At 36.5% G+C, this 15,129-nt stretch carries 12 protein-coding genes; 10 read left to right on the top strand and 2 right to left on the bottom strand.

Annotated elements, in window-relative coordinates:
- The first annotated feature begins 12 nt into the window (after positions 1-12).
- The 6 genes from AC6IWN_RS10145 to AC6IWN_RS10120 all read left to right on the top strand — a co-directional run bounded on the left by AC6IWN_RS10145 (position 13) and on the right by AC6IWN_RS10120 (position 8,711).
- The gene (locus tag AC6IWN_RS10145; protein WP_497987296.1) at positions 13-540 is read left to right on the top strand and encodes a pilus assembly FimT family protein; all 528 of its coding nucleotides are present in this window, start codon (positions 13-15) and stop codon (positions 538-540) included.
- 71 nt (positions 541-611) lie between these two features.
- Positions 612-1,208: a PilW family protein gene (locus AC6IWN_RS10140; RefSeq protein ID WP_497987295.1), complete on the top strand. Its 597-nt coding sequence runs from the start codon at positions 612-614 to the stop codon at positions 1,206-1,208.
- A 97-nt stretch (positions 1,209-1,305) separates the two neighbouring features.
- Positions 1,306-5,499 (top strand): DUF5057 domain-containing protein, encoded by a 4,194-nt coding sequence (locus AC6IWN_RS10135; protein ID WP_497987294.1) that lies wholly within the window; start codon positions 1,306-1,308, stop codon positions 5,497-5,499.
- A 53-nt stretch (positions 5,500-5,552) separates the two neighbouring features.
- Complete coding sequence (locus AC6IWN_RS10130) at positions 5,553-6,008, top strand: GtrA family protein (RefSeq protein ID WP_497987293.1); 456 nt, start codon at positions 5,553-5,555, stop codon at positions 6,006-6,008.
- Positions 6,009-6,170: 162 nt separating this feature from the next.
- Complete coding sequence (locus AC6IWN_RS10125) at positions 6,171-7,376, top strand: class I SAM-dependent rRNA methyltransferase (RefSeq protein WP_497987292.1); 1,206 nt, start codon at positions 6,171-6,173, stop codon at positions 7,374-7,376.
- An 18-nt stretch (positions 7,377-7,394) separates the two neighbouring features.
- Positions 7,395-8,711, top strand: coding sequence for a bifunctional folylpolyglutamate synthase/dihydrofolate synthase (locus AC6IWN_RS10120; RefSeq protein ID WP_497987291.1), 1,317 nt, complete (start codon positions 7,395-7,397; stop codon positions 8,709-8,711).
- On the opposite strand, the gene AC6IWN_RS10115 is transcribed toward AC6IWN_RS10120, so the two are convergent.
- Positions 8,712-9,731, bottom strand: coding sequence for a DUF5050 domain-containing protein (locus AC6IWN_RS10115; RefSeq protein ID WP_497987290.1), 1,020 nt, complete (start codon positions 9,729-9,731; stop codon positions 8,712-8,714).
- Positions 9,732-10,051: 320 nt separating this feature from the next.
- Here AC6IWN_RS10115 and AC6IWN_RS10110 point away from each other — a divergent pair, with 320 nt between their 5' ends.
- The 4 genes from AC6IWN_RS10110 (at position 10,052) to AC6IWN_RS10095 (ending at position 14,701) form a co-directional block, all read left to right on the top strand.
- A complete protein-coding gene (locus AC6IWN_RS10110) occupies positions 10,052-11,236 on the top strand; it encodes a chorismate mutase (protein WP_497987289.1) in 1,185 nt (394 codons plus the stop codon).
- 138 nt (positions 11,237-11,374) lie between these two features.
- Positions 11,375-12,739 (top strand): S1C family serine protease, encoded by a 1,365-nt coding sequence (locus tag AC6IWN_RS10105; protein ID WP_497987288.1) that lies wholly within the window; start codon positions 11,375-11,377, stop codon positions 12,737-12,739.
- A gap of 571 nt (positions 12,740-13,310) precedes the next feature.
- Positions 13,311-14,303, top strand: a complete 993-nt coding sequence (locus AC6IWN_RS10100) for an ABC transporter substrate-binding protein (protein WP_497987287.1) — start codon at positions 13,311-13,313, stop codon at positions 14,301-14,303.
- A gap of 275 nt (positions 14,304-14,578) precedes the next feature.
- Positions 14,579-14,701, top strand: a complete 123-nt coding sequence (locus tag AC6IWN_RS10095) for a hypothetical protein (RefSeq protein WP_497987286.1) — start codon at positions 14,579-14,581, stop codon at positions 14,699-14,701.
- Between the two features lie 18 nt (positions 14,702-14,719).
- On the opposite strand, the gene AC6IWN_RS10090 is transcribed toward AC6IWN_RS10095, so the two are convergent.
- On the bottom strand, positions 14,720-14,983 hold the full coding sequence (locus AC6IWN_RS10090; RefSeq protein WP_497987285.1) for a DUF4366 domain-containing protein: 264 nt from the start codon (positions 14,981-14,983) through the stop codon (positions 14,720-14,722).
- Between the last annotated feature and the right edge of the window lie 146 nt (positions 14,984-15,129).

Genomic DNA, 15,129 nt, shown 5'->3' with positions numbered 1-15,129 from the left:
GAGGAAGTAGGCATGAGAGATAACAGAGGCGTTACGTTAATTGAGCTCATCGTGGTTATTACAATAATTGCTGTACTTGCGGGTGGAGCTACAATGTCTCTAAAGTATTTATCACATGCTAATGTAGATAAGGTAACTGAGAGAATTGATTCATCTTTAAGCAAACTCCAAGCTGAAACGATAAGTAAGGCTTACCCATACGGTTATCTTGCCATAGAGTGGGATACACATGATCAAGCTTATATGATGTACCTTGTTACATCTACGGTTCAACTTACGCAGAGTAACTGGACAAGCGTTGTAAAGACAAATATATATGAGAAGAAGCTTGGGGATAAAGATATCTCTATTACATATTCCAATAAATCAGATGGAACAGATCCTCTTACAATCGGTGTGAGCAACCCGGTATTGTTAATTAACTTTAACCCAGCATCCGGTGCGTTTTCAAGTCTTTGTAAACAGATTGTGGTAAATAGTGGAGCCAAGAAGAGCACGATAAATATGATTACAATGACCGGGAATCATTATGTTGAATGATTTGAAGTTGAAATGGATTGCTAGATTAGACAAAATAATATAAATTGCAATGCAAAGAGGAGATGTTGTTGATGGGAACAGCAAAAAATATGGTAAATGCTCCTGTCATACGGACATGGAATCATTCACCATCATTTAAGCAGAGTTTAAAGCAGAATAATAAAGGATTAACCTTGGTAGAGCTAATGGTAGCAATGTTGATATCAGTAATTGTGATCTCCATGGTAGGAATGTTTATCTCTGTTGGATCTAAAAATTATAAATTTGCTTCAAAGGAGATTAAGCTTCAGATGATCTCACAAACTGTTACAAATCAACTTGATGATATCATTATTGAAGGCTATTGGCTGGAGCAGAAAACACTTTCGCCGGATATTACGGCATATGTAATATATTCAGGCATGGATATTAATGTTATCTTTTTTGAAAAAAGCGCTCACAGTATTTATATCAAAGATGGTTTTATAAAATCGCAGATTAGCTCACTTGCCGCAGACGATTACATTAAAAAAGATAATATTATGTCTTCTTATGTATCAGAGTTTTTATTGACACAGAACCAAACCGAGAATGAAGTTCAGCTCAAGATTAAAATGGTGAATGATACGGCTAGTTATTCTTCTACACATACCATAGCACTTCGTAATAAAATGCATGAACCGGAATAAAAGTATTCTGGGGTTGAGATAGAAATATAAGGTTCTAAGATTAATCAGATATACGGGTCGAACTGTTGATTTAATTGATAGAAATGAGGGATTTGATATGAAGAAAATTATAATCGGGGTTGGGGTTGTTATAATTTCTATAGCATCATTGGTTATATGGAACCTTTGTTTTCAGTCTGCCTCTAAAAGTGAGCCGCATGCTTCGGCAGCAGCCATATTAGGATCGGATAAGCAAATCGATTTGCCTTCCGGTGAGGGAGCGAAGGGAACTGATTCCAATCCGTTTATTATTCTAGAGATCGTTCCCTATGAAGGGTATGCAGAAATTGGCTATACAATCGGCGGTTGTGAACCTATTCCGATGGATAAGTTGGCTTATAATCAGAATTATGGTAATGTTGATTATACGAATTTAATTAAAACAAAACAAATTGAAGAGTATACCATTGATATCGGTAGTGCTACCCCTGATCCTAAAAATGGGTTTGGCAACTGGTATATATCTGCTACAAACCAATATGGATTTTTCAAAAAAGTTAGTGCCGGAACAGGAGATTTTACAATAACTCTATCTGCCGACGGAAAGACTGCAACTTCTTACAAAAAGGAAAAAGGAGATTATGTCTGGGTATTTGCTAAAAATTCATGGGATCCGAATAGTACTCAACCTGAAAATTATCAGGCTGGAGAAACCTATTATAAATACACGAAAGCAGTAACAAAATATCGCCGTGACAGTTATACCTATACAAACAATGAATATTTTAAAAAGAATGTCTTGGAATTAACAGACGCGGACAAGATTGATAATTATAAAATATTAGTCATCACAATTACTCCTCAGAATTTAAATCTGCAATGTAATTTCGGACTAATTGATCGAGCTGATTTAATAAGCATATCACCGAAAACCCATGATACGGGTTATGTTGATCGATGGGAAATATATAATAGTTCATTAAAAAAGAGTCCTAGGCCTAGTGGTTTTCAAAATAATGATTTAACCTGGGAAACAACCCAAGAGATTTTAAGAAAAGCTTCTGTGGATGACCGTATTGCTCCGATTATCTTTGATGTTACCGTATTTACGGAAGATAACAGTTATACTGGATCAATTACTCCGACGAAGAAATATCTAAAAGGAGAGACAGTTCCGTCCTCAGAGATGAGTTCGAAAGGATATCTGACTAATATTACTAAGCTTTATATGATAATGCAACAAATGGAGCCAGCAAAATTTTATAATGAATATATAAAAACAGGATTAGTTAAATCTGTTCGTGTGAAAAATGGTACCACCATGGTAATGAATGGTAGTGTGAATTTAACAACCGGTTATTATATCGATCAAGATAGCACTTATACCAGTAGTACTGTATATGATATTAAAACTCCGAAAAGTGCCGCACTATGGGGGATTAATACATTCCTTCCATATAATCTATTCACAAAACCAAGCGGTTCCTTCGACAATAGTTTATGGACAACGATTGGAATTGATAATTATAGGGTTATTGTAGATGCTGGAGCATCGAATGATTCAGTAAGACATAATTACTATTCTTACAATGGTGACAAGAGCTTAACGCAGGATTTTGTAAAACCGATTATAGGTTATAATAGTTATCGTCAAAATGCATTTGATTATTATAATATGTCCTCCGGATCAATCTCCCCATCGATGGCAATTCGTTTCCTTGTAAATAATGAAACATCGGTTTATACGAAAACAACAATTCGTATTCTTGAGGTAGAGCCTAGTAAAGATTTCGTCTGGGACGGAGGTGCTTATGCAAATCAGTACTTTAAGAAGTTCTTCCCGAACTTTGGTGGCACAATAAATGTTACAACGATGACTTCAAGCGAGTTCATTGGTAAGATCGAGGATTTGAATACTACATATGACTTGGTGCTTTTCGGGTTAAGAACAGGATCTATGAGACTTTCGAATGGCGCTACAGTATATAATGATCCTAATATGGATGGTAGAATATATAGCCATAATGGTGATACAATTAAGATGGCAAATGATAAATTCAGAGGGTTGCCGGGTAAGAATGATCCTATTGATGTTTATCGTCAATCAGGTAATGATATTACGAAGCGAAAGCTAAATGAACTAAGAAGCTTTATGACAGCCGGTAATCCAATTATTCTGGATAATGGTTTTTATAACTCCAACAGTAAATCTTCCATTAACACTGCCAAGATTGATCCGAATTCATTTATTTACGATTTGGCGGATTTGGGAAGGGTCTCAAATTCGAAGGTATTCTATGCAGATGGAATTAATACGAATGCATTAGAAAATATATTAAATCAGATTACCTGTAAGATTGTTTTTGGTAATAAGCAGAATACGCTTAATCCCTTGAATTGCTATCCGATGGTTTATAAGGATAAAACAAAGACAGGGAACGAAAACCTACCGGATTCCCAGATCTATATTAATGGTAATAATATGGATTATCGGACGTTAAAATACAATTTCTATATCAAAGATACCGATGATTCCACAGCAACCTATACGGCTAAGTTGTATATCGACGTGAATGCAGATGGTCGATATGACTCCTCCAAAGAAAATATCGCGAATCTGAGTATTAAAAATGATCAAGGCAAAGATGAGGAATTTGATTCGTTAAAACCGGGTGTGAATTATACGTTAACACGTAATATGGAGGTAAGCTATACCGGTATTGTACCTTGGAAGCTGGAAATTACATCGAATAATTATCCGGATGGAGAAGTCAGAGATTCGGTTATTAATTATAGTGCAATTAAGCCGAACGCGAAAACACATTTGAATATTTTGGAAATAAAATCATCATCTTCGGATGGATTAGATTTGAATAATGCTACCGTTAAAAAATATATCTCTGCACTTAATAATTTTGATATCAGTATTAAGATGGTAACAATTTCTTCTTTCTTAACTGACCTAAATGCAACAAAGAAGACGATTCCATATATCCTATCTGATGATGACGATGACGATGTATTATCATCCGGCGGTATTGACGGATTTGATGATGACAAAGATGGTGTGTATGACTTTGATATGATTGTGGTTGGTTTTGCAGATATGTATAACGATATTAAAGATCCATATATTTTAAGCAACATTAAGGAGTTTATTAACCAGGGAGGAACGGTACTATTTACACATGATACGACTTCTTATGTAAATAATCCTGCCTCATCAGATCTTAGAGGATATTATATTAATCAATATTTTAGAGATATTCTTGGTATGGATCGCTTTGGAGCAACAAGTGAATATAAAACAGCAGATAACAGAAAGGATGCAAATAAGGATTATGCATCAACCAGAGATGACTATTCCGGTTATATTCAGGGATATTCGACCGGAGCCTTGGATCGATATGCGGATAGCGGTATCGTCCAATATGCTAGTAATAAAAATGCAACACCAGGGCAGAGTTGGCAAATTGCAGATGTAGTAACAAAAACAAATGACGGACAGTTAACAAAATATCCTTATGAAATACCGGACAGCTTTACTCCGGCTCCCACTCATTCCCAATATTATCAATTAGATTTGGATAATAAGAATATAGTGGTATGGTATTGTTTGAATAATAGCACTGCTAATAAGTATTATAGTACTGCATCAAATGATACTCGCAATAATTATTATATCTATAACCTTGGAAACATCACTTACTCTGGTATGGGTCATGATAAATCCATCTCAGAGGTTGAGGCAAAATTATTCGTGAATACGATGATTGCTGCTTATAATGCTTCTGCAAAACAAATTGAGATAGAGATAACAAATAAAAATATTTCAAAAGACAGCAATAATGTGAATTATGTTTATGTAGATTATGATATCTATAATACGGCTAGTGCTGTTGGTAAGGATGTACAAAAAGGGAATGATAATGCAGAGTTTCAGAGAATAAAGTTTCGTGTTTATGATAATAATGTTCTTTTGAATAAGACGATTACGATGAGCTATTATGCAGTAAACACAGTAAATGGGGAACAAGTTGAGAGTAGGATTAATGATATCAAAGCCCATCGAGTCAGCAATGGATCTGTTGTTAGTACAAATTCCTTGGGAGATATCGTGAATAGTGGTACAGAATATTATATTGATATCCCGTTATCAGATCTTCAGAATAATAAGATGCTATCTAGCACAAACTTTGCTACAAAGCTTAGTTTACATGCAACACTAACGTATGGAACGGGTGTGCCTAGAACATTGTCATCGAAGCTTGACTTTATTTTAGTAAGAAGAGGATTGTTTGATTTGGATTAGTGTGCTAAAATAGATAAAGCATATTTCTACTGTTACTAAAATTGGAGGCAGATATGAAGATAAATTCCTCAAAAGGACTAATCGGTAAGCTATATAAAAAGCTGGTAAACCGAGAGACGATAACTTATATAATTGCAGGAGGATTGACAACTGCCGTAAATTTTATCAGTTATATTGGATTATGTAAGATGGGTATGCATTTTCTTACGGCCAATGTATGGGCCTGGGTTATCGCGGTTTCCTTCGCTTATGTGGTGAATAAGCTTGGCGTATTTCTAGCAAAGAGTTCAGGAATATTAGATGAAGCTATTAGTATCATCAAATTCTTTGCCGCCAGGTTAGTAACATTAGGCGTGGAGCAGATTGGTATGTTTTACTTTGTCAAGAAGCTACATTTTCACAATCTTGCAGTAAAAGCATCCCTAGCAGTACTCGTCATTATTTTGAATTATGTATTTAGTAAGTTGTACATCTTTAAAAAACATTCACATAACGAAGTGAAAGTATAATAAAATAATGATTGGGGCGTGTCAAGCACATACGGCACGCCCTTCTTTGTGTTCGGAGTCAACAAAGGGCAGACATCCTAAGTTTTATGTGATATAAATGAATTAAGCTATAGTTGACCCGGGTAGATAGCTATCGGTCAAAATTTAATATTGGAGGCAACTATGAATAATAAGGCAATTGTAAAGATAAAAAAAGGACAGGCAAGATCGCTTAAGGGTGGCGGTCTATGGATTTTTGATAATGAAATCGATCAGATTAACGGAGAGTTTGAGAACGGTGATTTGGTCTATGTACATGATTTTGATGATTACTATCTGGGATGCGGATTTATTAACACGAATTCTAAGATAACAGTAAGGGTAATGTCTAGAGTGAAAGGACAGGAAATCGACCATGAATTTCTTGAGAAGAGGGTAAAAGCAGCATGGGATTATCGTAAGAAAACCGTCGATACGGACAGCTGCCGTATTATATTTGGTGAAGCTGATTTTCTACCTGGTTTGGTAGTGGATAAATTCTCCGACGTTTTGGTCGTGCAATCACTTGCACTGGGAATTGATCGAATGAAACAGGAGATCATAGATATCCTTAAATCTGAATTAATACAGGATGGAATTATAATCCGTGGTGTTTATGAACGAAGTGATGCTAAAGTTCGAACGAATGAGGGAATGGAACGAATCAAAGGCTTTATCGGGGAACCTTTTGACACTAAAGTTCTTATTGTAGAGAATGACGTAAAATATTATGTGGATGTTGCAGAGGGACAAAAGACGGGCTTCTTCCTCGATCAAAAATATAACAGAGCAGCAATCGGTAAGCTTTGTAAAGATGCTAGAGTGCTTGATTGCTTTACCCATACCGGTTCCTTCGCATTAAATGCCGGTCTAGGTGGAGCAAAGGAAGTAATCGGAGTAGATGCTTCAGAGCTTGGTGTCAAGCAGGCCACTGAGAATGCTGCACTCAATAATTTATCATCAACCGTAAAATTTGTCGCTGCAGATGTGTTTGATTTGTTACCGGAGTACGAAAAAAAGGGAGAGCTGTTTGATGTGGTTATCCTTGATCCTCCTGCATTTACAAAGTCCAAGAATTCAGTAAAGAATGCAATCAAAGGATATCGTGAGATTAATCTTAGGGGGATGAAGCTGGTGAAGGATGGAGGATATCTTGCTACCTGTTCCTGCTCCCACTTTATGACGCCGGAACTTTTTGCCGAAACAATCGGACAGGCTGCAAAAAATGTAAAGAAAAGAATTCGCCAGGTGGAGTACAGAACACAGGCTCCGGATCACCCAATTCTATGGGCGGCAGATGAATCCTATTATCTTAAGTTTTTTATCTTCCAAGTTGTGAATGAGAAATAATGAAATCGGAGTGATTTTATGACTTATAATGAAGCGAGAGAGTTTATCAACAATTCAAATCAATACGGTAGCAAACTGGGATTAGATACGATAACAGAGTTATTAAAGAGGTTAGGTAATCCTCAGGATAAGCTAAAGGTGATACACGTTGCAGGAACAAACGGAAAAGGATCCACCTCCGCATTTATCGCAGGAATATTGGCTGCTCAGGGCTATCATGTTGGACGTTATCATTCCCCTGCGGTGTTCAATTATCTAGAGATGGTTCAGATTAATCGTCCACTGGATCAGAGAAGGTGGGATAGTGAATTATTGACAGAACAGGGAGTTACAACGGCAATTGAATTTATTCAACCGATTTGTGAAAAGATGGTTCATGAGGGACTGCCTCACCCGACTTCTTTCGAGATAGAGACTGCGATGGCTTTGCTTTATTTGACTTGGCAGAACGTAGATTTTGCGGTGATAGAAGTGGGTCTAGGTGGAAGACTGGACGCAACGAATATATTTCGCGCCCCATTACTAAATGTGATAACTTCGATTAGTATGGATCATATGCAGTATCTTGGTGATACCTTAGGCCAAATCGTATATGAAAAGGCGGGAATCATAAAAAAGGGTGCGAGGGTAATTACCTGCAATGATAACCCTGAGATTATCAATGTGATCCGTGATGTATGTAAGGGATGGAATAATGTAATGATACTATCTGATCCAGGTGAGGTGGGTGATATTCATTACCTTCCTGAAAAAACAACTTTTACCTACCACGGCATGAGATATGAGATAAGTTTGCTCGGAGAATATCAGATTAAGAATGCAATCTTGGCAATTGATACAGTGAAGCAGCTTTCACATATTGGATATACTATTGAGGAAAGCTCTATTCAGGGTGGTTTACTATATACCGTATGGAGTGGAAGATTTGAAGTGATTAAGAAATCACCTTATTTTATACTGGATGGTGCACATAACGAAGAGGCAGCTCTTGCGTTACGAGCTTCCATTAAAAGATATTTTTCTAATCAGCGAAAAATATTTATCATAGGAGTTCTGGCAGATAAGGATTATAAGAAGATACTAGAGTTAACCGCGGATTTAGCAGATATCATTATAACCTTGTCACCGAATAATGACAGAGCATTAGCCTCCTCGCAGTTGGCGAAAGAGGCTAAGAATTATACCGATGGGGAAGTGATTGATGCAGGCACTGCTGAAAAAGCAGTTGATATTGCATTGGAACGATCGTCAGATAAGGACGTCATTTTATCCTATGGCTCTTTATCCTATCTGGGAGCGATCCGTTCCTATGTTAATCAGCAGGATAACGACTAATTATTTGGTCGGAATCAATTCGGAGATATCATTGCCGCCATCTGCTAATAGTTTATAGATTTTTGTATGTTTTGAATTGTTTAGGAATACATAGTTTGAGGTGATAAATATATTTTTATAATCGCCTTTCACTACAACTTCCTTTTTCATGGTTTCTAAGTTGATACGACTGATTTTATTGCCATTATTAGCCTTACCCTGATAATACAGATATTGTCCGGATTTGGTGATATTATAGGTGGAGCAGGACTCGTTAATGACTAATTCGGGTGCTGTTCCATCTTTTTTCATGCGGTAAATACGATTGTTTTGTGATGGGTTGATATAATAGATATATTTACCGAAGTATATAGGATATTTATAAGTTCCTTTAAATTTTAGGTGTGTGGTATAGCTGGATAAATCGATTCCCACAATTTGATTATTCTTTGCAGCATCATAATAATATAACATATTATTAATTACTGCGAAAGGGATAGCCGGAGTATGCGTTAATACTCGTTCATCCTTTTGATTAAGTTTTGCACGTGCCATTGTAGTTCCTTGATCAACATTATACTGCTGATAATACAAAAAATTACCTTTTAGCATGAGATAAGAGCTTGGGTTTGCTGTATAACTGATTAATCCATTACCGTTGTTATCAATTCGGTAAACGCCACCATTATTATAACGGATGGGTGCGTTGTTACTGTTCTCAATATTACTGTCCGCTTTGATATAATAAACATAGTGCTTATCAGCATTAATATAAACAGCAGGATCATCCGTGATTTTCTTAATATTTTCGCAAACATCGTTCATACTGTATAGCGCTCCGCGGTCATAATCATTGCTAAAATATATATTATCGCCCACTTGACTAAACAATCCTCCATTATAAATATTACCAGAGGTATTACCGATGTGGGTATCTTTATTAAAATAGGTATGATATCTTGTAAAAAAATATGCTCCCAAAATAAACACAACTGTGAGCAGGAAGAGTACAATTAGTACTCGTTTTAATGATTTAAGCATTGCTACCTCCTTGTATTGTGACACATTTCTCCTTGATTTTATATATAATCCTAAAAACTACGAAGATTGATTATAGCATTAAAAGTACTTATCATTATTTAGCATCGTCAATCCTAGATGCATTATGATATAAAATCTTATTTTTAATTATATATCGACCGAAATAAATATGCAACCAGTAAGATAGCGGTGAAAAATGCCTATATATTACATACTCTTTGTTGCATCGTCTCGTTTATGATAGTATAATAAGTCAAATGATTTGTTCTTAAGACGATAAGTTTCAAAAAGAATGTTCGATACGCATTCTGGAATTAAATATGGGTTTGCGTGCGATGATGAAAGGCATGGTATTTACAATGGTTATTGATTTACTTGAAAGCAGAAAGAAAATTGATGAGGTAGACAAAAAGATCGTAGAATTATTTGAAACGCGTATGAAGCTAGCGATGGATATCGCTGATTATAAACGAAGCGTTGGTAAACCTATCTTTGATGCAACCAGAGAAGAAGAGAAGATAGCTTCCCTCACCTCTTTGACGGACAATGAATTTAATAAGAGAGCAATTGAGGATCTATTTAAGCAAATTATGTCGTTAAGCCGTAGATTACAGTATACATTGTTAGATAATATGGAGAGCTTGGGAGCGAAGGAGACGAGCTCTTTCACGGCAACAGATGAGAGTAAGGTAGCATTCTTTGGTGAGATTGGATCCTACACGGAGCAAGCCATGTTAGAATACTTCGGTAGTGAAGTAGATGGAATATCAATGAAAACCTTCAAGGAGGTTATGCAAAGTGTGAAGGATGAAGAAGTGGATTTTGGAGTGTTACCGATTGAAAATTCTTCAACCGGATCAATTACGGATATCTTTGATCTTCTGGCAGAATATGATAATTTTATCATTGGAGAGCATGTAGTAAAAATTGAACATTATTTATGGGGTTTGGCTGGCTCAAAACTTTCTGACATCAAAAAAGTGTATTCACATCCGCAACCACTCCTCCAATGCTCGGAATTCTTAAAAGAATATCCGGAGATGAAGAAGATAGAATGGGGCAGTACATCAGGCTGTGCACGGCTTGTTCTTGAGGATCAAGATATCACCCAGGCAGCAATCGCAAGTAAAAGAGCAGGAGAAAGTCTCGGATTAAGCGCACTTTGTACGAATATTAATAACGAAGATAGTAACTCCACAAGATTTATTATAATATCAAAAAAGAAAATGTTTTTAAAGGAAGCGGAACAGACCAGCATATGCCTTGAACTATTACATCCGGATAAGAGCGGTTCCTTATATCATATACTTTCGCATTTTATTTATAATAATGTGAACATGACAAAGATAGAATCAAGACCGATCCAAGGGAAAGCATTTGCTTACCGTTTTTTCATAGATGTTGAGGGAAATCTTGATTCCCCTTCCATTAAAAATGCTATTTATTGCATCAAGGAAGAGACTACAGAGTTGAAAATTTTGGGTTGTTATATCCCGGTTAGATAAAGAACATAATATTTCTTCAAAAAATTTTCAAATTCTAAACACAAAGTGAACATAATTTGTTGTTAAACTGTTCTTATCAAAACGAGATAATAATTATTTTAATAATAAATCTTGAGCATTTGAAAGGAGAGTTTTTACATGAATAACGAATCAAACAACAACCGCCCTGATGATTTTGCTGGTAACAATGAATACACGGTTTTCAATAGCCATGATCCATATATAGAGCATTATCAGGGACAAGAAATTGACCAAATGCATAACACAGTAGAAGAAAACAATTTGAAACCAAAGAAGCCAAGAAAAAGAGGCAAGCTTTTTCAATCATTTCGATTTATTGCAGCAGCGATGGCATTTGGTCTTGTAGCCGGAGCAGTTTTCCAGGGATACTTTTTTGTGATGGATGCTACCGGTCATGGATTGAATTTCGGTTCGAATAAAATTGCAGAAGTAAAAGAAACAACAGGGGATAAGGATACGATAGTTCCTTCCAATACCTCCGCGAATGGGGCGGTAGTTACTGATGTATCTGGTGTAGTTGAGAATGTAATGCCTTCTATCGTTGCGATAAATGCTTCTTCCACTCAAACCGGCGTAGACTTTTTTGGCAGAGAAATTACCCAACCGGTCCAAGGCAGTGGCTCCGGTATTATTATTGGACAGAATGGTTCCAAACTTTTGATTGTAACAAATAATCATGTTGTAAATGGGGCTTCCACTGTGCAGATAGTATTCTCAAATGGGAAAAAAGCTTCAGCCGCAATCAAAGGAGCAGATGCAAATGCGGACTTAGCAATCCTATCAGTTAATACAAATGAATTAACTTCTGAAACTTTAAAAACGATTAAGGTTGCAGTACTTGGTAAGTCAGATCAGGTTAAGGCCGGTGATATGGCAATTGCAATCGGCAATGCATTAGGCTATGGCCAATCCGTAACCGTTGGTTACATCAGTGCGGTAAATAGAAAAGTAACAATTGATAATAACTCCATGACATTACTTCAAACTGATGCAGCAATAAACCCAGGCAACAGCGGTGGAGCACTTCTCAATACAAAGGGAGAAGTAATCGGTATTAACTCCGTAAAATATGCTTCCCAGGAAGTGGAAGGAATGGGTTATGCAATTCCAATTTCTTCAGCTGTTCCCATGATGAACGAATTAATTAACCGTCAAGCGGTATCAGCGGATGAGCAGGGGTTTCTAGGAATTAAAGCAAAAACTGCTCAAAATATAACAGAAGAGGATTCAGATCGTTTTAATATGCCAATCGGTGTTTATGTAAATGATGTTCTTAAGGATTCCCCGGCTGCAAAAGCAGGATTACAACAGGGTGATATTATTACCGGTATAGACGAGGTAAAAGTAAAGACGATTGATGATTTGGCAAATATACTGGGATATAAGAAGGCTGGTCAGACCATCAGTTTAAAAATCCAACAAAAGTCAAGCGGAGTGTATAAAGAAAAGGTAATAAAAATTACGCTGGCTAAGAAGAATTAATAAGCAGAAGATGCTTGAAACTTGGATATAACGAATTAATAATAATGCGTTTATAACCTGGCTATGAAAAACAAATGATAACAAGGATGTTTGATATAATCAGACTATGATATTATATCGAATTATGGTACTACCTACGAATAAGATTAATAATAGATTGTTACCATCAGTGAAAATAGAATAATAAATTATTAGACATGGATAAATTATTGTGATTTCAAATACGTACCAGTTGTATGACGTGGAAATCAGTAATCTTATCCGTGTCTTTTTTGTATATGAGATCATGTATGGTGATCTTAAATATTTCAGATAAAGAAGAGGAATATTTTAATGATTCTCTTAATGGAAAACCAGTATACACAATGGCTTTATTTGACACGTAAGGAATTGTCCTTGAATATATTGTAGAGAATTAAAACTCAGAAGGTGGAACAGAGAAGGGGCAGTGAGAATTGACTTTTGTTAATTTGTTTCATAAAGTTCCTATGCTATGTATAAATATGTAACATCATAGTAGTGATTAATCCTATCACTATCTGTACTGCCGGATGGCTACTGGGAGGTTTTTATGAAGAGAAAATTGATAAGCGTACTGATTATTCTTGGTTTACTTTCAACATTATTTACCGGTTGCGGGAAAAGTAGTGGATTAAAAGAGATTACATTGAATGAAGTAGCACATTCTATTTTTTACGCTCCAATGTACGTGGCTATAGAGAAGGGATATTTTAAGGACGAGGGACTAAAAGTGAAGTTGGTTAACGGACTCGGTGCGGATAAAACTATGACAGCGGTACTCAGTGGTAACTGTGATATCGGATTCATGGGTCCGGAAGCTACTGTCTATGTCTATAATGAAGGGCAAAAGGATTATGTGGTAAGCTTTGCTCAATTGACACAGAGGGCTGGAAATTTCCTGGTATCCAGAAATAAAGACGAGAACTTCTCCTGGGGGAATATAAAAGGAAAGACAGTTATCGGAGGTAGGGCAGGTGGTATGCCGGAGATGATATTTGAGTATATCTTAAAGAAGAATGGAATTAATCCAAAATCAGATCTTAAGATTATTCAAAATATAGATTTTGGATCAACGGCGCAGGCTTTTTCCTCAGGCCAGGGCGATTATACCGTGGAATTTGAACCTGCAGCAACCAGCTTGGAGTTACAGGGTGACGGCAATGTTGTTGCATCTCTTGGTGTAGAAAGCGGAAAGGTGCCATACACCGCATTCTCTGCAAAGAAGAGCTATATTCAGAAGAATCCGGAAGTAATTCAGGATTTTACCAATGCGATTCAGAAGGGACTTAATTATGTACAGTCACACACACCGGAAGAGATTGCAAAGATTATTCAACCACAGTTTTCGGAGACGAAGTATGACACATTGGTTAAAATTGTAACAAGATATTATAATCAAGAGACCTGGAAAGACAATCTCGTATTCGAAGAAGGCAGCTTCAATTTATTACAGGATATTCTGAGTGATGGTGGCGTGATCAAGGAGAAAGCTCCTTATAACGCAATTGTGAACACCGATTTCGCGAACAAGGCGGCTAAGTGATAAACAATAAAGTATATGTAGGGCGCCCGATATAGGTTGTGGGATTTATCGTTGTAGGTATCGAAGAATCGTGTGTGATTTATTATCCACCAGAGATACGCTTTCGCTCGTTGACGCACGTAACGGTACTAAGGTTGAGCCAGAAAAAACCTCTGTCTCAACCTAAGAACCGACGGCGTCAAACGATCTCTTTATGGATGAATAAAGCACACACGATTTAGGTTAATGTTGTGAATGATAAATAATAAGTATATGTAGGGCGCCCGATATAGGTTGTGGGATTTATCGTTGAAGGTAACGAAGAAGCAGGAGTGTTTTATTATCCAACGACTAGCTATGTGTTTTATGAGAGTGAAAAAGAAGCTGTCACATCAACGGTTAAAAAACCGTTGATGTGACAGCTTCATATATTCCTGCTATGCTTCTGAACCGGAATCGTCATCCCCTGCAGTATCGTCTGTATCATCTTCGTAATCATCAAAATCGTCGTCGAAGTCTTCCAGATAATCCGGATTCATGTATCTGTATACCGCATACGCGATTGCAGCTACTGCGGCTACAGCTCCAATGACAGCGAGAACACACATAATAATATGTCTTTTCTTCTCACAAGGATCTTTTCTGTGCATCAGTTCACCTAATTTCATAGCGCTTAAGAATTCTTCAAATTTATTACTCATGATAACACGTCCCTTCTCGTTTATTTTGACAAAACTCCATACTATATCAGTATCGCATAATAGATGAAGTTTCATTCGTATTAGTGCTATTTATCAATATATAGTGATAATAATATCACAATTGATAACAATATAATATTATAATA

This window comes from Variimorphobacter sp. HTMS_6 (assembly GCF_059717775.1).
Note: the sequence above shows the minus strand (reverse complement) of the source record. Positions and strands in the feature narration are given on the sequence as shown.

Bases quoted from the DNA above. Each gene is read 5' to 3' on its own strand.
- AC6IWN_RS10145 (WP_497987296.1), top strand. From the start codon at position 13: ATGAGAGATAACAGAGGCGTTACGTTAATTGAGCTCATCGTGGTTATT.
- AC6IWN_RS10140 (WP_497987295.1), top strand. From the start codon at position 612: ATGGGAACAGCAAAAAATATGGTAAATGCTCCTGTCATACGGACATGG.
- AC6IWN_RS10135 (WP_497987294.1), top strand. From the start codon at position 1,306: ATGAAGAAAATTATAATCGGGGTTGGGGTTGTTATAATTTCTATAGCA.
- AC6IWN_RS10130 (WP_497987293.1), top strand. From the start codon at position 5,553: ATGAAGATAAATTCCTCAAAAGGACTAATCGGTAAGCTATATAAAAAG.
- AC6IWN_RS10125 (WP_497987292.1), top strand. From the start codon at position 6,171: ATGAATAATAAGGCAATTGTAAAGATAAAAAAAGGACAGGCAAGATCG.
- AC6IWN_RS10120 (WP_497987291.1), top strand. From the start codon at position 7,395: ATGACTTATAATGAAGCGAGAGAGTTTATCAACAATTCAAATCAATAC.
- AC6IWN_RS10115 (WP_497987290.1), bottom strand. From the start codon at position 9,731: ATGCTTAAATCATTAAAACGAGTACTAATTGTACTCTTCCTGCTCACA.
- AC6IWN_RS10110 (WP_497987289.1), top strand. From the start codon at position 10,052: ATGGGTTTGCGTGCGATGATGAAAGGCATGGTATTTACAATGGTTATT.
- AC6IWN_RS10105 (WP_497987288.1), top strand. From the start codon at position 11,375: ATGAATAACGAATCAAACAACAACCGCCCTGATGATTTTGCTGGTAAC.
- AC6IWN_RS10100 (WP_497987287.1), top strand. From the start codon at position 13,311: ATGAAGAGAAAATTGATAAGCGTACTGATTATTCTTGGTTTACTTTCA.
- AC6IWN_RS10090 (WP_497987285.1), bottom strand. From the start codon at position 14,983: ATGAGTAATAAATTTGAAGAATTCTTAAGCGCTATGAAATTAGGTGAA.